Below are 17,046 nucleotides of genomic sequence, written 5' to 3'. Positions count from 1 at the left end.
GCCATTCAAGGCAGAGCCCCGTAGTGGGCCCGGACGGTGACCGCCAGCCTCCCGGGGCGTGCTTGCGAGGCACGCGCGCGGGACACCGCATCCTGCTCCGCTACCAAGACGCCTCATGACAGCGCCCCTCGCGAACAAGACAACACAGCTAATAATCCTAATTAGGGCTTTTGTCAATACGCATGGCGGGGGCGGCGGGCGTGCTGCTGCCGGCCCCGCCCCGGAGAGCGTGATCCTTGAAATCCTGACTCCAAGCGGAGTCCGGTATGATGGGCCGCCGATGCGGCCAGTGCGGCGCGGGCTTGACGGCAGGCCGTCATGGCGCGCACCATTTCAGGCATGCGCTACGAAAAAAGACTCTTCGAAAACGGCTGGGCGGTTTGGGACAGGCAGGCGGATGCGCCGGCGATCGTTGACGGCCACACGCATGAAGGCCTGAGCATGGAAGGCGCCGGGGAACTGGCGCACCAGCTCAACCGGCTCGATACCGAGACCAGCATCGCCGGTTCGAACCCCGCCGCCGAGGAAGATCTCGGCGGCGGCGACATCTGCTCGCTGGAAGCCGAGCCATCGATCGAAGATGACAAACCGCTGGAGTAACGCGCCCGGAAAAGGCCAACCAGACCTCAATGTCCTGATTTCATTCGACATATCACCATCGGTCCAAGGCCTTCGCTTTGGCACATCTCGCGGTTCTGAATCGCGTCCGTGGATGGCGGCCGGCCGCCGCGCTATGCTCCGCGCCGGGCGGCGTGGCGCGGGCCATGGCACGTCCCGCGATCGTGCAGGCCCCGCAGGCGATCAGCATCGATGGTGACGAATAATCAGCCCTATGGCAGCGCGGCAATTACCTCCGCCATTGCTGGCCCGCGGGCCCTGATGACCACTGGCTGATCAAGCATTTCGCGGCGGCTCGCGGGCGCGGACTCGCCCAGGCGTTGCTGGCCCATGCGATGGCCGAGGGCCGCGAATCTGGCTTTTCGCGCGCGTGAATACCGTTCGACATCGGCAACGAGGCGGCCGAGCGCTGCTACAGCCGGGCTGGCTTTGCCTTCGCGGAAGAAAAGCGCGATGCCATGTTCGAGGCGCTGACGGGTGCAGCGGGCTTACGGAGGTTTGAACGGGCAATCTGAGATGCGCAGTCCGTCTCGACCGCGCACCGGTTGAACAACAAGCCATGATCCGCGCGAGCCTGACGTGCGGGAGGCCGAATGACAGGCGCAACATCCATTCAACACCTCCATGCCTCGGTCAACACCGGCCATCGACGAGCACAGGAAGGTGGCATTTTCTGAATGCACTCGAACATGCCAGGCCCGCTACCGCCTCGAAAGACTAGGGGATGATAATCGCAGCCCCTGTCGTCGATCTGCTGTGCAGCTCTTCATGGGCACGGCGCGTGTCGCGCAGGCTGTAACTGCGGTTGACGTCAGCCCGGACCTTTCCCGATATCACCGCCTCGAAGAAGGCGGCCGCCGCGGCTTCGAGATCGGCGCGCGCCGCGATCCACGTCCGCAGCGTTGGCCGGGTCACGATGATCGACTTGCGATGCAGCAATTGCAGGTCGAACTGACCAACATTGCCAGATGCGGTGCCGTAGCTGATCACCATGCCCATCGGCCGTACGCAATCCAGCGATTTCAGGAATGCGTCCTTGCCGACTCCATCATAGATCACATCCACACCGGTGCCGCCCGTCAGTTCCATGGTCCGCGCGGCAAAATCCTCGCCGGTATAGACGATCACCTCGTCACACCCGTGAGCCCTGGCGATATCGATCTTGCTGTTGGCACCCACGGTGCCGATGACGCGTGCGCCGAGCGCCTTGGCCCACTGCCCGAGGATCAATCCCATGCCGCCGGCCGCGGCGTGCACCAGCACCGTGTTACCCGGCTTCACCTTGTAGAGGCGCCGCACCAGATATTCCGCGGTGAGGCCACGCAACAACGTCGCGGCGGCCACCTGATCGGAAATCTCCGCAGGCAGATGCAGCAGGCGCCCGACCGCCACGTTGCGTCGCTCCGCATAGGCCCCCGGCGAAATATAGGCAACGCGGTCGCCAGCCATGAACGTGCCGGCGTTCTGTCCCACGGCCTCGATGATACCGGCGCCCTGCCCGCCCAGAATGATCGGCATCGCGCCGCCATCATGCGGGCCGGCCTCGCCCTCGCGCTGATAGGTGTCCGCAAAATTCAGACCGATCGCAGTCTGCCGGATCTGTACCTCACCATCGCCGGGCGCAGGCAGGTCCACCTCCTCATATTGCAGCACTTCGGGACCACCGTGACGGTGAATGCGGACGACCGACGTTTTCATGATTTGCTCTCGGGTTTGGACAGGCTTGCGATCATGTCGGCAAACACGCGGCCGCCATACAGAATGTGCTCACGCATGGCGGCCTGCGCCAAGACGTCATCGCCGCTGCGGATCGCGTCAAGGATCCGTGCGTGTTCCTGCCACGACGCTTTCAGCCGGGCTGGCTGGTTCAGGCTGCTGCGGTGATAAAAGCGCATGCCGCGGCGCGTCAGCCGGATCTGTTCGGCAAGATACTCATTGCGCGCGCCGAGATAGATCACGTCGTGGAACGCCGCGTTGTGTTTGAGATAGGCGGCACTGTCGAGCCGCTTCACGGCCGCCTGTGACGCCTGATGCAACTTGGCAAGCTTGGCCTTCTCCATGTCCGACATCCGCCGCGCCGCGAGACCGGCGGCTTCCGCCTCCAGGGCGGTCAGAACTTCCACCATGCCGACCCCAAGCTGCGGCGACACGCTGCTGACGACCGCCCCCTGCCGAGGCACCATCCGGACGATCCCCGCCGCGGCCAGTTGCAGGAGCGCCTCGCGAGCAGGCGTGCGCGAGACGTCGAAGCGCGCCGCGAGCGTCTGCTCGTCGAGCCTGTCGCCGGGTGCGAGCCGGCCATGCTCGATATCGTCCTCCAGCTCCTTGCGGAGGGATTCGCTGGTTCTGCCACGCATGGGAGCCATGTTCCTTGTGTATGCGCAGAAGAGCATTGCGCACACACGAAATCAATGCTGAAATACATAACAGATCAGAATGCGCGACAGACGCCGAAGAGCGTTCGCGAAAGACCAGGGAGGTTGCATGCCGATTAACCGAAGGGACCTGCTGGCGGGCGGCGCCACCGCAGCCTTGATGGGACTGCGTCCCGCGACCGCGCAGGCCGACTACATCGCCGAGCTATACGCCAAGGCCAGACTCGAAGGCGAGCTCACCTGGTACATCGTGTACTGGCCCTCCACCCGCGCCGAAACGCACGCCGCCTTGTTCACCAAGGCCTTTCCGGGCGTCAAGGTAAACGTGGTGCGGGCAACGGCGCAGGTCGCATATCAGCGACTGAGTCAGGACATCCAGGCCGGAGCTGCCAATTGCGACGTGTTCGCGTCCACCGACATGGGCCAGTACGTCTCGCTGAAGCAGCGCGGGTTGCTGCTGCCTTACAGAATGCATGCCTCCGACGCGATCGATCCGCGTTTCCTCAACATCGATCCGGACGACGCCTACCAGGTCGTGAACGCCACCACCGTCGGCTTTGGTTACAACACCAACAAGGTTAAGGCCGAACAGGTACCGAAGACATGGAAAGATTTTATCAATCCGAAATGGAAGGGCCAACTGGTCGTCGGACATCCCGGCTTCAGCGGCTTTGTCGGCACCTGGGTGGTGCAGATGAACAAGCTTTATGGCTGGGATTATTTCGAGCAACTAGCGGAGCTGAAGCCGCATGTCGGCCGCTCCATCATCGACACCGTCACCATCCTCAATTCCGGTGAACGCAGTATCGGTGCCAGCCCTACGGGGCTGGTGCTGTATAATGTGGCGCAGGGCAATCCGCTCGCGGCCGCCTATCCCGATGAGGGTTCGGTATTGATGATTTCCGGATCGGCAATCCTGAAAAACACCAGGCACCCAAACGCCGCAAAACTGTTCATGGAGTTCTTGTATTCGCAGGAGACCGCCCGGGAGGACGTGGAAGAGTTCGGCGTGCCAGTGCGGCGCGACGCCGTGCTGCCTGCCAATGCCATCAAGCTGGCGGACCTCAAGACGATCCGCCCGACGATCGCCGAGATCATCAAGGGAATTCCCGAACTGACGGAAAAATGGCGTGACACGTTTGGCGTTTGATAGCGTCTGGCCAGAAACCTCGCAATGATCATCCTGCATCACGCCTGGAAGTCCAGCGCATCGCGCCGCGTGCGGCTGTGCCTTGCGGAAAAGGGTCTTGCCTATGAAGGTCGCGTCGTCGACATGGGCAAGCTCGAGCACCACTCGCCCGAATACCTGAAGATCAATCCGAACGGCGTGATCCCGACGCTGATCCATGACAATCAGCCGCTGCACGAGAGTGGCACCATCTGCGAATATATCGACGAGACATGGCCCGAGCCGCCACTACGGCCGGCTTCATCCTATGATCGCGCCCTGATGCGCAACTGGATTCGCCATATTGATGGGCTGATTCACAACCTCATCATATTCAACTGGCGGCATCACCTTCAAAAGGTGGCATCGCAGTGGACCGACGAGGAGCTTGCGGAACGGCTGAAAAACATTCCCAGCCAGGAGCGGCAGGAATCCTGGCTGCGGGTGGCACGTAAACCCTACACCGATGAAGAGCGCGACGGCGCCCGCCGCAAACTGGTTGAGTTGCTCGACCGCATGGAAGCGTCGCTCGAAGAGACCGGCTGGCTGGTCGGCGATAGCTATTCGATAGCTGACATCGCGGCCGTGCCGTTCGTCAAACGCATCGATGAAGAAATAGCCCCGGATGAAGTTGCCGCGCAGAGGCGTCCGCGGGTTGCCCTGTGGTGGCAGACCATCCAGGCGCGTCCGGCCTATGCGCACGCCAATATCGGACCGTTCCTCGATGCATGAGACCACTCGCAACATCAGTACTGAAAGCAGATCGTCATGTTGAATGCCCCGACCGCGCATGCCGAAAGATCCCATGCCGACGGCAAGATCCTGTACAGCGTCGCCGATGGTGTCGGAACCGTCACCTTCAACAACCCTGCCAAGCATAACGCAATGTCGCTGGACATGTGGGAAGGGCTGGGTGCCGCCCTGAGCGAACTGCGCGACGACCCATCGGTACGGGTCGTGATCCTGGTTGGCGCCGGCTCCCGGGCATTTGTTTCCGGCGCCGACATCAGCCAGTTCGAACAGAACCGACACAACGCGGAAGCCTCAGAGGAATACTCCCGGCGCAGCGCCGCGTCGCGTGCGCTGCTGGCGGATTACCCGAAGCCGACCATCGCCTGCATCCGCGGCTTCTGCCTTGGCGGTGGCTTGCAGGTGGCGATGTTAACGGACATTCGCATCGCCGCCGAGGGCAGCCAATTCGGCATTCCCGCCGCCAGACTCGGAATCGCCTACGGATTCGACGGCCTCAAACACCTGGTGTCGCTGGTCGGCCCCTCCCAGGCCCGCCTGCTGATGTTCACGGGCATGCGGATTGAAGCCAGCGAAGCCGGGCGGATCGGCCTGGTCGACCGCGTGGTACCCGCTGACAAGCTTGCCGACACCGTGCAGGAGATCGCGCGGACCATCTCCGGAAACGCCCCTCTGGCCATCGCGGCAGCCCGGATCACCATCGCGGAGATACTGAAGGACGCCGGGGATCGAGACATGGCCGCGATCAGACAGATCGGCGTCGACTGCATGGACAGCGAGGATTTTCGCGAGGGACGCCGGGCCTTCATGGAAAAACGCGCTCCGCAATTCACAGGTCGCTGAACCGCCACGAAACGCGCCTCCCTTTCCAACCAGCGAAGACGGATAAATGGCCGAAATCGGGATAACGAAGAACAAGGTGCCTGCGGCAGCGCCCTCCCATTGGGGCCCCGCGATCCGTGGCGCGCTTAATCCGACGACGCTGGTGGCGCTTCTGCTGGCGCTGGTTCTGATCTTCCTGGTGGCCAATCCGCTCTTCCAGTTGATCAAGTATAGCTTTACAAAGGCGGCCGACGGCAGTTTTACGTTTGGCAACTACGTTACCGCCTTCGGTCGACCGCGTTATGTGCAGGCGCTGATCAATTCGCTCGAACTCGGCCTTGCCGCAGCCGCCGTGTCCTGCGTCATCGCGGTGCCACTGGCCTGGGGCGTATCCCGGACCAACATGCCCGGCCGCAACTTCATCCATGTGATGGTGCTGGCCTCGTTCCTGATCCCGCCCTTCGTCGGCGCGATCGGCTGGATTCTGCTTGGCGGACCCAACGCCGGCTGGATCAACCGCGGCTGGATGGCCTTGACCGGCGCCTCGTCGGGTCCGTTCAACATTTTCAGCTTCTCGGGACTGGCGCTGGTGACGGCGCTGTATTCCTTTCCGCTGATCTACGTGTTCACCAAATCCGCGCTCGACCTCATCTCCACGGAGATGGAGGAAGCCGCCGCGATCCTCGGCGCAGGTCCCGCGCAGACCACCCTCCGCATCACGCTGCCGCTTGCACTGCCGGCGATCCTCGGATCCGTGCTGCTGGTCTTCCTCGAAGTGCTCGGGCTGTATGGCACGCCGGCGCTGATCGCGATCCCGGCTGGCTTCAATGTCGTGACAACCCAACTGGCGGCATTCTTCGAAAATCCGGTACGTGTCGAAGTCGCGGCCGCGTTCTCGATGCCGATGGTCGGCATCACGATTCTGCTACTCTGGGCCCAGCGTCGGCTGCTGTCGCGCAAGAGCTACGTGACTGTCGGTGGCAAGGGCGGCCATCGCACGCCCATGAACCTCGGCGCGTTTCGCTGGGTACTGTTCGGCTACGCCATGCTGATCGCGGCCATCACCGTGTTCATGCCGCTGATCGTGATCCTGCAGACCTCGTTCAGCAGGGCCTGGGCGGTGCCGATGTCGGGCACGAACTTCACCCTTCGTAATTTTCAGCAGGTACTGTTCGAGCAGGCGACCGTGCGTCAGGCACTGTTCAATACCTTCGAATATGCAATCGTCACCGCCACTATCTGCACCGCGCTCGGCTTTGCCATTGCCTACATCTCGCACCGCAGATTGCTTCCCTTCTCGGGCACGCTGGCCAGCATCACCCTGGCGCCGTTCGCGGTGCCCGGCATCGTGCTGGCGATCTGCTTCTACGCCGCCTATGCGCCGCCGCCATTTTCGCTGTATGGCATGGGCGCGCTGGTGATCATCGCCTTCATTACCCGCTTTCTGCCGATCGCTTTCACCAACTCCAACTCTGCGATCCAGGGCCTCCATCCCGAGCTTGAGGAAGCCGTGCGGATCGCCGGCGGCACCCGGGCCCGAGCATTGTGGCAGGTCGTGCTGCCGATCCTCAAGAAGTCGCTGTTCGGTAGCTGGCTGCTGATTTTCATCATCGGTACCCGCGAACTCTCGACAGCGATGTTCCTGTCCGGCCCGCAGACGCGAGTGATCTCGGTGCTGACGCTCGAACTCAGCGAACAGGGTCAGTACGAAACGCTATCGGCCATTTCCATTCTCCTGCTCGCGGTCACGGCCGTGGTGACCCTGATCGGCACCGCGGTACTGGGTCGCGACTTCATGCTGAGGCGCACCTGATGGACAAGCTCACGCTCACCAACCTGACCAAGAAATACGGCGACACCGTCGTGGTCGACCAGTTGAACCTGAGCCTGCGGCCCGGTGAATTCGTTTCGCTGCTGGGTCCCTCCGGCTGCGGCAAGACCACGACGCTGCGGATGATCGCCGGTTTCGTGACGCCGTCTGCCGGCAGCATCGACATGGACGGCAAGCAGATGTCCTCGGCCGCGGCCTCGCTACCGCCCGAACGGCGCCGGATGTCGATGATCTTCCAGAGCTATGCACTGTGGCCGAACATGACGGTGGCGCAGAACGTCGCCTTCGGGCTGAAAATGCGTAAGGTGTCGAAGGACGAGATCCAGCGCCGCGTCAACCAGATCCTCGGCGTGGTGCAGCTCGACCATCTCGCCGCACGCTATCCCAACGAATTGTCCGGGGGTCAGCAGCAGCGCGTCTCGCTGGCGCGCGCGCTGGTGGTCAAGCCGGAAATCCTGCTGCTCGACGAGCCGCTGTCGAACCTCGACGCCAACCTGCGCGAGGAGATGCGCGGTGAGATCCGCCGCCTGCACAATGAATTCGGCATCACCTCGATCTATGTCACCCATGATCAGGCCGAGGCGATGACGACGTCGGACCGCATCGCTGTCATGAACAAGGGCCGGATCGAGCAGATTGACGATCCGCTGACGCTCTATGCACGGCCAAAGACGCGCTACGTCGCCGAGTTCATCGGCCGCTCCAACATCCTTGACGGGCGGACCAATGGTGCCAGCGTTGCCTTCAACGGATTCGAGATTTCCACCGCCCGGCTTAATGCCCGCGGTGTAATTCGCACCGAGGAATTCTCGCTTCGCACACAGAACATCGGGCTTCACGCGAATTGCCCGCAAGGCGATTCGATCATCCTGCCCGGCAGCATCATCGAGCGCGCCTTCCTTGGCGAGACCTGGGACTATGCGTTCCAGTCCGAAACCTCCAATCTCCGGCTGCGCATCATGTCGCCGCCACTCCATGTGTTCGACGTGGGCCAGAAGGTGTGGCTGGAAATCAACCCGTCACACATCATTCCGATCCAGGACGACCAGCATGCTTGACGCCGCCAAGGCCACCGACGCCACCGCTGCCCTGAAGCCCCCCGCCGCGCTACCATTGGCGCGCTTCAAGGTGCTCGATCTGACGCTGGCGCGCGCCGGGCCATCCTGCGTTCGCACCCTCGCCGATTGGGGCGCCGACGTCATCCGCATCGAGCCACCGCCGAGTGATTCCGAAAGCAGTGAATTGCTCGGCAAGCGTGACGGTTCGGATTTCCAGAACCTGCATCGTAACAAGCGCGCGATAACACTGAACCTGAAAAACGAACGGGGACGTGAAATCTTCATGCGGCTTGCCGACACCGCCGACGTCATCGTCGAGAACATGAGACCGGGCGTCACCAAGCGCCTCGGCGTCGATTACGAAGCGGTGACGGCCCGCAACCCGAAGATTGTGTATGGCAGTATTTCCGGCTTCGGCCAGATCGGCCCCTATGCCGAGCGCCCCTCGCTTGATCAAATCGCCCAAGGCATGGCGGGCATCATGTCGGTGACTGGTCTCCCCGGCCAAGGGCCCGTGCGCGCGGGCGTCGCCGTGACCGACCTGATGGCCGGCGCCTTTCTGGCCCAGGGCCTGCTCATCGCGTTGCTCGAACGCGAGGTGAGCGGCGAAGGTCGCTGGGTTCAGACCTCGCTGATCGAAGCGGGCATCAACCTGCTCGACTTCCAGGCCGCGCGCTGGCTGATGGACGGCAAGGTACCGCCGCAGGAAGGCAATTTCCATCCCACCATCACGCCGATGGGCCTTTATCCCACCGCCGACAGCTTCCTCAACATCGCGGCCAACAGCGACAAGAATTTCACGACCTTCTGCCGTGTGGTTGAACGGGAGAGAATGGCGACCGATCCGCGCTTCGCCAACTCCGGCCTGCGCGGCCGCAACAAGGATGCTCTGAACGCGCTGATCGCCGATGCGCTGCGTCAGAGAACAACCCGCGAATGGTTTGATATATTGGTTGCCGCAGGCATCCCCTGCGGACCGGTCTATGCCATCAACGAGGTATTCGCCGATCCGCAGGTGAAAGCCCTGGGGATCACGCAGTCGGTTACCCATCCGCGCCTTGGCGACATCGACCTTGTCGCGCAGCCCTGCACGATCACCGGATTTGATCGCGAGATCCGGCACGCCACCCCTGATCTCGGCGAGCAGACCGAAACCGTACTGACTTCGCTAGGCTACAGCGCCAACGAGGTGGCGGATCTGAGGATCGCTGGCGTCATATAGCTTCCCGTAGCGACCTGCAGTCATTAATCTCCGCTATCTGAACAGGCTATATGCGCACCAGCCTGACGCACGGGAGACCAGATGGCCGGCGGAATATCCATTCATGCGGTCGACGTGGCCAGTGGACGCCCGGCGGTGGGCCTGCGGGTTGAAATCTGGCGGATCGATCCGTTACGCAGCCAGATCGCCGACGGCCAGCTTGGCGCCAACGGCACGCTGGATCATCGGATCACCCACGGCGCCGGTATCGAAGCCGGCGAATATGAAGTGCTGTTCCATCTCGGCGAATTCTTCGCCGACCAGGCCGGCGCCGGCTTTCTCACTATGGTGCCGTTCCGTTTCAGGATCGAGCAGACCGATGAGCATTTTCACCTGCCGCTGAAATTCACCCGCTGGGGCTATTCGCTGTTTCGCGGCGCCTAGTCTAGAGCGGGATCGTAACGGGTTTAACCGGGGCGCACTTGTCCCGGACGCGATGCGGCACAAAGCGCTGCTTCGCAGAGCCGGGAGCGTAGCGAACGCTGGCGTTTGGTATGGTCCCGGCTCCGCGGTGCACTACGCCTCCTGGCGGAGGCGCAATGCACCGCGTCCGGGACACGATTTCAGCGAGCAAAAACACGCTCCGCGGCGCCTCAGCTCGTCAGCCGCTTTGACAGGCCGGCGACGCGTTCCATGATCGCCATCAGCGCCACCGTGGCGATGATCAGAACGCTGGATAGCGCCGCGATGGTCACGTCGAGCTTGCTCTCGAGATCCTGCCACATCCGGATCGGCAGCATGTCGGTGGCGGCATCGCGCAGGAACAGCGACACCGGCACGTTGTCGAACGACGACATGAAGGCGATGAAGGCGCCAGCGATGATCCCCGGGCGGATCAGCGGCAACACGATTCGCCGGAACGTATAGAAGCGGCTGGCCCCCAGCGCCGTGGAGCTCTCCAGCAGCGCAGGCTCAAGCTGGGTCAGCGCCGCCACGGTGTTGCGGACCACGTAAGGAACGCACACGACCGTGTGGCCGATCACCAGGGTCAGGATGGAGACCGGCATGCCGACCAGCGAGAACAGCATCAGCGCCGACAGGCCGAAGGCCAGCGCCGGCAGCACCAGCGGCGACATGAACAGCGAATCGAGAATCCGTGCCGACAGGGTCGGCGAGCGCGAGATCGCCAGCGCGGCGGCGACGCCGAGCACCACCGAGAGGCCGGTCGACCACATCGCTACCACAAAACTGTTGCGCGCCGCGAAGTGAAGCTGCCAGGCGTCCCATAATTCGACGTACCAGCGTGTCGAATAGCCCGGTGGCGGGAATTTGAGCGAGAAGCCGTTGGTGAAGGAGACGATCAACACCACCAGCGACGGCGCGATGATGACGATCAGCGCGACAATCGCGATCACGGTCATGATCACTTCGTAGCTGATGGCTTCCCAGGTACGCTTGCGTCCGCCCATCGCTCAGCCTCCGCCATAGCCGCGGGACAGCCGGCCCAGCATGTTGAAGGCCGAGACCACCGCGAGGACCGCGAGCAGAAAGATGATCGAGATCGCGCCGGCAAACGGCCAGTTCTGCAAGGTGGAGGCCTGCTGGTAGAGATACATCGGCATGAACAGCATCTGGCCGCCGCCGATCAGCGACTGCGTGATGAAGGCGGTGATCGCGGCGGCAAAGGTCAACGTGCAGCCGGCGATCACGCCGGGCAGCGACAGCGGCAGCACCACGCGCCAGAAGGTGCGCCAGCTTCCGGCCCCGAGCGAACAGGAGGCGTCCTCGAGGTTCAGGTCGATGCGACCGAGCGCGGTGATCAGCGGCAGCGTCATCAGCGGCATCTGTACCTGCGCGAGCACCAGCACGACGCCGAACTGGGTGTAAAGCAGCTTGATCGGCGTATCGACCATGCCGGTCGACAGCAGCGTCGTATTGATGATGCCCTGGCGGCCGAGAATGACGATCCAGGCAAAGGTCCGCACCACGACGCTGGTCAGCAGCGGCAGCAGAACGATGAGAATGATCAGCGTCTGCAGGCGCGGCCCGACCCGATGGTAGAGCCAGGCGATCGGAAAGCCGAGGACGAGGCACAGCAGTGTCACTTCCACGCCGAGCAGCAGCGTCGAGCCGAGCACGCCAAGACTGAACGGATCGGTCAGAAAATGAACATACTGGCCGATGCCCCAGACGGCACTGGCCGGATCATTGTGCAGGGAAAGGACGAACAGCTGCAGCAGCGGCGCGACGAAGAACACCAGGAAGAACAAGGCCAGCGGCAGCGCCAGCCCGATACTGTAGGATGTTGCGTCGCGCGGAACCGATGCAGCCGACATGGCGGGTCTCAGATCCTGATTTCGCGATTGAAGCGTTCGATCCACGCCGAGCGCTGCTCGTTGATCTTCTTCCAGTCCTGGAACACGAACTTCTTCTTCAGGTCGTCGCTGTCCTTCGCCAGCACACGCGCAATCTCGCCGCCCATCGCGACCTTCGAATTGGTCGGGACGATCAGATAGGGCGAGTTCATCAAGATGGACTGCACCTCGGGCGACAGCGCCGCCTCGATCAGCTTGAAGGCCAGCTCCTTGTTCGGCGAGTTCTTGACGATATGGATCGTGGTCTTGAAGGCGATGGCACCCTCCTTCGGCGCCACGAACTCGACCGGCACGCCGCGGGCCTTGAGAATCTGGATGGCGTTGAAATTGCCCGGCGAGATGTCGACCTGGCCCTGCTGAAACAAGGTCGCCAGCGCCCCCGGATTGGCCGCCACCGCCGCCAGATTGGGTTTCAACGCTTCGAGCGCCTTGAAGCCCGGATCGATATTGGTTTCGGAGCCGCCATGCATGCGCGCGACCTCGACCAGCCAGCCGGTGCCCAGCGTCGAATTGAGGTTGGTGATGCCGACGCGCCCCTTGTATTCCGGCTTCCACAGATCCGCCCATGAGGTCGGCGCGGTCTTGATGGTCTCGGGATTGTAGGTAAGACCGACGACCTGGAAGAACGGCGCCGGGCCGGTGACCTCCTGGGCTTCGCCGATCAGGTCCTTGAAGTAGGCGCTCTTCTCCACCGGATAGGGCTCGACCAGGTCCTGCGCGATCGCGACCAGCGCCGGGCCCGGATCGTGCAGCATGACGTCGATCGGCGGATTGCCGCGCGACGCGTTGATCTTGGCGATCTGGTCGACCGACAGCATCGGGTCGAGCACGATCGCCGCGTCGGCGTTCGCCTTGCGGAAGGCGGGCACGAGGACCGCCTTGTGCGCCTCTTCCCAGCTTCCGGTAAAGGTCGCGAACACCAGCGGGCGCGCCTGCGCATAGCTCAGGCCGGGAAACGCCCTGGTGGCGCCCAGCGCCAATGCGGTGGTCAAGAGGCTTCGGCGATTGATCATCAGGCTGCTCCCGTTGAGATTCATGTTGCGTTCAAATGGATGCGGAGAAGACATTGGCGAGCGTCGGCGCGAGCGGTGCGACGCGCACCGCAACGCCGTTCTCCAACAGGCGGGTCTCCCCGAAACGCGCCTGCGAGACTTTGACCGCGGAGCCGTCTCCCATCATGACTTCATGGACGACAGTGGCGCCGAGCGGCAGCGCCATTCCGACCACGCCGGCAAAGCCGCTGTCGTCGCTGACGAATTGCAGATGCTCGGGCCGGATACAGACGGTGACACGTCCGCCTTCCGCAACCGGCTGCGCCGGAGATCGCGTCACGATGTCGGCCCCGGCATCGAGCCGCACCTTTGCACCCGTCGCATCGGCCGCGAGCAGCGTGCCGGCCATGCGGTTGGTCGATCCGACGAAGGTGTTGACGAACAGCGTGCGCGGACGGTCGTAGACATCGGAGGGCGAGCCGAACTGTTCGAGGTGCCCCTGGCTGAGAACAGCGACCCGGTCGGCCATCGACAAAGCTTCTTCCTGATCGTGCGTGACAATCAGCGTGGTAATCCCGGAGACGCGTTGCAGCCGCTTGACCTCGATCTGCATGTCCAATCGCAAATTCTTGTCCAGCGCGGCGAATGGTTCGTCGAGCAGCAGGATCGAGGGCTTGATCGCCAGCGCACGGGCCAGCGCCACGCGCTGCTGCTGGCCGCCGGACAATTGCCGTGGCAGACGCTCGCCCATCGCCGACAACTGTACCAGTTCAAGCAGCCGCCGCGCCTCGCGCTTCTGCGTCGCCTTGTCGACGCCGCGCGCGGCCAGCCCATAGGCGACGTTCTCGGCAATCGTGAAATGTGGAAACAAGGCGTAGTTCTGAAACACGATGCCGACGGCGCGGCGATTGGGCGGCAGCCGGTCGACGATGTCATCGCCGATGATGATGCGCCCCTGGGTCTGGGCGATGAAGCCGGCCACGATGCGCAGCAAGGTGGTCTTGCCGCAGCCCGACGGACCCAGCAGGGCAATGATTTCGCCACCCTTCACATCGAGGTTGATGTTCTCGACAGCGATGGCGCCACCCGGGTAGCGATGGGTGATGCCGTCGACGACGAGCGAACGACTTCCCTTTGCCTCAGCCAACATCCGCTCCTCCTGATATCAGCGAGAAAGCAATTTCTGTGCCCTCGCATCGTCCTGCCGTGGCATTAGCGCATTACCGCTCCAGGATACCGGCCATCAGACAGCCGCGGCGGCAGGACCCGGCCGTTCCGGCAGATCGTCGAGATGGCACGCCGCCCACTGCCCGTCGTCGCGCGATCGCAGTTCTGGCTCGTCGATCCGGCAGCGATCGAACACATAGGGACAGCGAGTGTGGAAGCGGCAGCCGCTGGGCGGATTGATCGGGCTCGGCACGTCGCCCTTGAGGATGATCGGGTTGCGATCCGCGCCGGGATCCGGCAGCGGCACAGCCGAGAGAAGTGCCTGGGTGTAGGGATGCTTGGGCGCCGTAAAGATCTGCTGCCGGCCAGCCATCTCGACGATCTTGCCGAGATACATCACCGCGACGCGGTGCGTCATGTGCTCGACCACGGCGAGGTCGTGGCTGATGAACAACAGCGCCAGGCCGAACTGCCGCTGCAGGTCCTGCAGCAGATTGACGATCTGCGCCTTGACCGAGACGTCGAGCGCCGAGACCGCCTCGTCACAGACGATCAGCTCGGGCTCCGCCGCCAGCGCCCGCGCGATGCAGATGCGCTGGCGCTGGCCACCGGAAAATTCATGCGGCCGGCGGTCCAGCGCATCGCGCGGCAGGCGCACGGTATCCATCAGCGCCGCGACCTTGGCTTCCAGTTCGGCGGCATCTTTCGCCAGGCCGAAATTACGGATCGGCTCGGCCAGGATGTCGCGCACGCGCATCCGCGGATTGAGGCTCGAGAACGGATCCTGGAACACCACCTGGACGCGGCGGCGCATGCCGCGCAGGCTGCCAGGCGGCAGGTCGTCGATGCGCTGGCCGTCCAGTACCAATTGCCCGGAAGTGATATCGAACAGCCGCAGGATGGCGCGACCGACCGTCGACTTGCCGCAGCCGGACTCGCCGACCAGCGACAGCGTCTCGCCACGCGCGACCTCGAAGGACACGCCGTCCACCGCGTAGACAACGGCCTTGCGGCTGAACAGGCCGCCGCGAACCGGAAAATGCTTCTTGAGATCGTTGACCTGGAGCAGCGGGGCGCTCATGCCGCCACCGCCGCTTTCGTCGCGTAATGGCAGGCGGCGATATGGCGCGGCGCCTTCTCTTCCAGACCGGGCGCATAGGTGCGGCACAGATCGGTGACCAAAGGACAGCGTCCGGCAAACACGCAGCCCTCGATGCGCGCCTTCAGACTCGGCACCTGGCCGGGAATTTCCGCGAGACGCCGTGCTGTGCCGGATAGCGAGGAGCCAAGCCTCGGCACGGCGCCGAGCAGCCCCTGGGTATAGGGATGACGCGGCGAGCGGAACAGGTCCGCGACCAGCGCCTCCTCGACCTTGCGGCCGGCATACATCACCATGACGCGCTCGGCGACCTGGGCGACCACGCCGAGATCGTGGGTGATCAGCACGATCGCAGCGCCGACGCGGCGCTTGAGATCGAGCATCAACTGCAGGATCTGCGCCTGGATGGTGACGTCGAGCGCCGTGGTCGGCTCGTCGGCGATCAGCAGTCGCGGATTGCAGGCGAGCGCCATCGCGATCATCACGCGCTGGCGCTGGCCGCCAGAGAGCTGGTGCGGATACTCACGGACGCGACGCCCCGGTTCGGGGATGCCGACCAGGGTCAGCATCTCCACCGCGCGCGCCTCGGCAGCCTGCTTGTCCAGTCCCTGGTGCATCCGCAGCGTCTCGCCGATCTGGCGACCGACGGTCAGCACCGGATTGAGGCTGGTCATCGGCTCCTGAAAGATCATCGAAATGTCGTTGCCGCGGATCGACCGCATCTCGTGTTCGGAGAGTTGCAGCAGGTCCTTGCCCTGGAAACGAACGGCACCCGCGATCTTGCCCGGAGGCTCGGGGATCAGCCGCAGCAGCGACATCGCAGTCACCGACTTGCCGCAACCGGACTCTCCGACAATGGCCAGCGTCTCGCCCTCGTCGACATGGAACGAGACGCCATCGACGGCACGGTTGATGCCCTCGGGGGTGCGAAAATGGGTCCGCAGGTTCTCGACTTCGAGCAATGCCATCGACAGGTTTCCTACAGACTTTTGGCCATGCGCGGATCGAGCGCATCGCGCAGGCCGTCGCCGAGCAGATTCACGGAGAGCACGGCGGCCGACAGGAACAGCGCAGGAAAGAACACGATGAATGGCTTGACCTGCCATAGCGCCCTGCCCTCAGCCATGATGTTGCCCCAGGACGGAATGGTTGGCGGCGTGCCGGCCCCGATGAAGGACAGAATGGATTCCACGATCATCGCGCTGGCGCAGATATAGGTGGCCTGGACCAGCATCGGCGCCAGGGTGTTGGGCAAAATGTGGCGCAGGATGATCATCGGCGTTCGCGTGCCGGAGGTCACGGCGGAGTCGACATAGGCTTGCTCGCGCAGCGACAGCACGACGCTGCGCACCAGACGCGTCACGCGCGGGATCTCGGCGATCGTGATCGCCACGATGACGTTGCCGACGCTGCCCCGCGTCACCGCCATCAGCGCAACCGCCAGCAGGATCGGCGGGATCGACATCAGCCCGTCGATGAACCGCATGATGATGCCGTCGGTCCAGCGCACGAAACCCGCGACGAGGCCGATGGCGAGACCGGCGAGCGTGGCGAGCATGGCCACCGAAAGCCCGACGGTGAGCGAGACCC

General features: G+C 63.5%; 17 protein-coding genes. 8 read left to right on the top strand and 9 right to left on the bottom strand.

All coding sequences use genetic code 11. The annotated features are described in order from the left end of the window. Positions 1-318 precede the first annotated feature (318 nt). Positions 319-600: a hypothetical protein gene (locus Q0S16_RS11815; RefSeq protein WP_295848403.1), complete on the top strand. Its 282-nt coding sequence runs from the start codon at positions 319-321 to the stop codon at positions 598-600. Between the two features lie 735 nt (positions 601-1,335). On the opposite strand, the gene Q0S16_RS11810 is transcribed toward Q0S16_RS11815, so the two are convergent. Both Q0S16_RS11810 and Q0S16_RS11805 read right to left on the bottom strand, forming a co-directional pair. Beyond that, entirely contained in the window at positions 1,336-2,316 is a 981-nt protein-coding gene (locus Q0S16_RS11810; protein ID WP_295848401.1) for a quinone oxidoreductase, read from the bottom strand. Continuing rightward, entirely contained in the window at positions 2,313-2,975 is a 663-nt protein-coding gene (locus Q0S16_RS11805) for a GntR family transcriptional regulator (RefSeq protein WP_295848399.1), read from the bottom strand. Before Q0S16_RS11805 ends, Q0S16_RS11810 begins: the two co-directional genes overlap by 4 nt. A 127-nt stretch (positions 2,976-3,102) precedes the next feature. On the opposite strand from Q0S16_RS11805, the gene Q0S16_RS11800 reads away from it, so the two are divergent. The 7 genes from Q0S16_RS11800 (at position 3,103) to Q0S16_RS11770 (ending at position 10,267) form a co-directional block, all read left to right on the top strand. Then, complete coding sequence (locus Q0S16_RS11800) at positions 3,103-4,143, top strand: extracellular solute-binding protein (RefSeq protein ID WP_295848398.1); 1,041 nt, start codon at positions 3,103-3,105, stop codon at positions 4,141-4,143. A 24-nt stretch (positions 4,144-4,167) separates the two neighbouring features. Beyond that, entirely contained in the window at positions 4,168-4,893 is a 726-nt protein-coding gene (locus tag Q0S16_RS11795; protein WP_295848397.1) for a glutathione S-transferase family protein, read from the top strand. A 36-nt stretch (positions 4,894-4,929) separates the two neighbouring features. Then, positions 4,930-5,754: an enoyl-CoA hydratase gene (locus Q0S16_RS11790; RefSeq protein ID WP_295848396.1), complete on the top strand. Its 825-nt coding sequence runs from the start codon at positions 4,930-4,932 to the stop codon at positions 5,752-5,754. Between the two features lie 76 nt (positions 5,755-5,830). Beyond that, positions 5,831-7,546 (top strand): iron ABC transporter permease, encoded by a 1,716-nt coding sequence (locus tag Q0S16_RS11785; protein ID WP_295848394.1) that lies wholly within the window; start codon positions 5,831-5,833, stop codon positions 7,544-7,546. Then, positions 7,546-8,622, top strand: a complete 1,077-nt coding sequence (locus tag Q0S16_RS11780; protein ID WP_295848393.1) for an ABC transporter ATP-binding protein — start codon at positions 7,546-7,548, stop codon at positions 8,620-8,622. Before Q0S16_RS11785 ends, Q0S16_RS11780 begins: the two co-directional genes overlap by 1 nt. Continuing rightward, positions 8,615-9,844 carry a CaiB/BaiF CoA-transferase family protein gene (locus tag Q0S16_RS11775; RefSeq protein WP_295848392.1) on the top strand — a complete coding sequence of 410 codons (1,230 nt, stop codon included), beginning with the start codon at positions 8,615-8,617 and terminating at the stop codon, positions 9,842-9,844. Before Q0S16_RS11780 ends, Q0S16_RS11775 begins: the two co-directional genes overlap by 8 nt. Before the next feature lie 81 nt (positions 9,845-9,925). Beyond that, positions 9,926-10,267, top strand: coding sequence for a hydroxyisourate hydrolase (locus Q0S16_RS11770; protein ID WP_295848390.1), 342 nt, complete (start codon positions 9,926-9,928; stop codon positions 10,265-10,267). 209 nt (positions 10,268-10,476) lie between these two features. Here the strand turns inward: Q0S16_RS11770 and Q0S16_RS11765 are convergent, their stop codons facing one another. The 7 genes from Q0S16_RS11765 to Q0S16_RS11735 form a co-directional block, all read right to left on the bottom strand. After that, positions 10,477-11,292, bottom strand: coding sequence for an ABC transporter permease (locus Q0S16_RS11765; protein WP_295848388.1), 816 nt, complete (start codon positions 11,290-11,292; stop codon positions 10,477-10,479). Between the two features lie 3 nt (positions 11,293-11,295). Further along, positions 11,296-12,159, bottom strand: coding sequence for an ABC transporter permease (locus tag Q0S16_RS11760; protein ID WP_295848386.1), 864 nt, complete (start codon positions 12,157-12,159; stop codon positions 11,296-11,298). Between the two features lie 8 nt (positions 12,160-12,167). Beyond that, complete coding sequence (locus Q0S16_RS11755) at positions 12,168-13,214, bottom strand: ABC transporter substrate-binding protein (RefSeq protein ID WP_295848404.1); 1,047 nt, start codon at positions 13,212-13,214, stop codon at positions 12,168-12,170. A 28-nt stretch (positions 13,215-13,242) separates the two neighbouring features. After that, positions 13,243-14,340 carry an ABC transporter ATP-binding protein gene (locus tag Q0S16_RS11750; RefSeq protein WP_295848384.1) on the bottom strand — a complete coding sequence of 366 codons (1,098 nt, stop codon included), beginning with the start codon at positions 14,338-14,340 and terminating at the stop codon, positions 13,243-13,245. 93 nt (positions 14,341-14,433) lie between these two features. Next, positions 14,434-15,438 (bottom strand): oligopeptide/dipeptide ABC transporter ATP-binding protein, encoded by a 1,005-nt coding sequence (locus tag Q0S16_RS11745; RefSeq protein ID WP_295848381.1) that lies wholly within the window; start codon positions 15,436-15,438, stop codon positions 14,434-14,436. Further along, a complete protein-coding gene (locus tag Q0S16_RS11740; protein WP_295848380.1) occupies positions 15,435-16,424 on the bottom strand; it encodes an ABC transporter ATP-binding protein in 990 nt (329 codons plus the stop codon). Before Q0S16_RS11740 ends, Q0S16_RS11745 begins: the two co-directional genes overlap by 4 nt. An 11-nt stretch (positions 16,425-16,435) precedes the next feature. Further along, positions 16,436-17,046 (bottom strand): ABC transporter permease (locus tag Q0S16_RS11735; protein WP_295848379.1); only part of this gene is annotated, 611 nt, incomplete at its 5' end.

This window comes from Tardiphaga sp., from assembly GCF_025356345.1.
In the GTDB taxonomy this organism is placed as follows: Bacteria; Pseudomonadota; Alphaproteobacteria; order Rhizobiales; family Xanthobacteraceae; genus Tardiphaga.
Note: the sequence above shows the minus strand (reverse complement) of the source record. Positions and strands in the feature narration are given on the sequence as shown.

Bases quoted from the DNA above. Each gene is read 5' to 3' on its own strand.
- Q0S16_RS11810 (WP_295848401.1), bottom strand. From the start codon at position 2,316: ATGAAAACGTCGGTCGTCCGCATTCACCGTCACGGTGGTCCCGAAGTG.
- Q0S16_RS11780 (WP_295848393.1), top strand. From the start codon at position 7,546: ATGGACAAGCTCACGCTCACCAACCTGACCAAGAAATACGGCGACACC.
- Q0S16_RS11795 (WP_295848397.1), top strand. From the start codon at position 4,168: ATGATCATCCTGCATCACGCCTGGAAGTCCAGCGCATCGCGCCGCGTG.
- Q0S16_RS11760 (WP_295848386.1), bottom strand. From the start codon at position 12,159: ATGTCGGCTGCATCGGTTCCGCGCGACGCAACATCCTACAGTATCGGG.
- Q0S16_RS11800 (WP_295848398.1), top strand. From the start codon at position 3,103: ATGCCGATTAACCGAAGGGACCTGCTGGCGGGCGGCGCCACCGCAGCC.
- Q0S16_RS11765 (WP_295848388.1), bottom strand. From the start codon at position 11,292: ATGGGCGGACGCAAGCGTACCTGGGAAGCCATCAGCTACGAAGTGATC.
- Q0S16_RS11770 (WP_295848390.1), top strand. From the start codon at position 9,926: ATGGCCGGCGGAATATCCATTCATGCGGTCGACGTGGCCAGTGGACGC.
- Q0S16_RS11815 (WP_295848403.1), top strand. From the start codon at position 319: ATGGCGCGCACCATTTCAGGCATGCGCTACGAAAAAAGACTCTTCGAA.
- Q0S16_RS11750 (WP_295848384.1), bottom strand. From the start codon at position 14,340: ATGTTGGCTGAGGCAAAGGGAAGTCGTTCGCTCGTCGTCGACGGCATC.
- Q0S16_RS11775 (WP_295848392.1), top strand. From the start codon at position 8,615: ATGCTTGACGCCGCCAAGGCCACCGACGCCACCGCTGCCCTGAAGCCC.
- Q0S16_RS11740 (WP_295848380.1), bottom strand. From the start codon at position 16,424: ATGGCATTGCTCGAAGTCGAGAACCTGCGGACCCATTTTCGCACCCCC.
- Q0S16_RS11745 (WP_295848381.1), bottom strand. From the start codon at position 15,438: ATGAGCGCCCCGCTGCTCCAGGTCAACGATCTCAAGAAGCATTTTCCG.
- Q0S16_RS11805 (WP_295848399.1), bottom strand. From the start codon at position 2,975: ATGCGTGGCAGAACCAGCGAATCCCTCCGCAAGGAGCTGGAGGACGAT.
- Q0S16_RS11790 (WP_295848396.1), top strand. From the start codon at position 4,930: ATGTTGAATGCCCCGACCGCGCATGCCGAAAGATCCCATGCCGACGGC.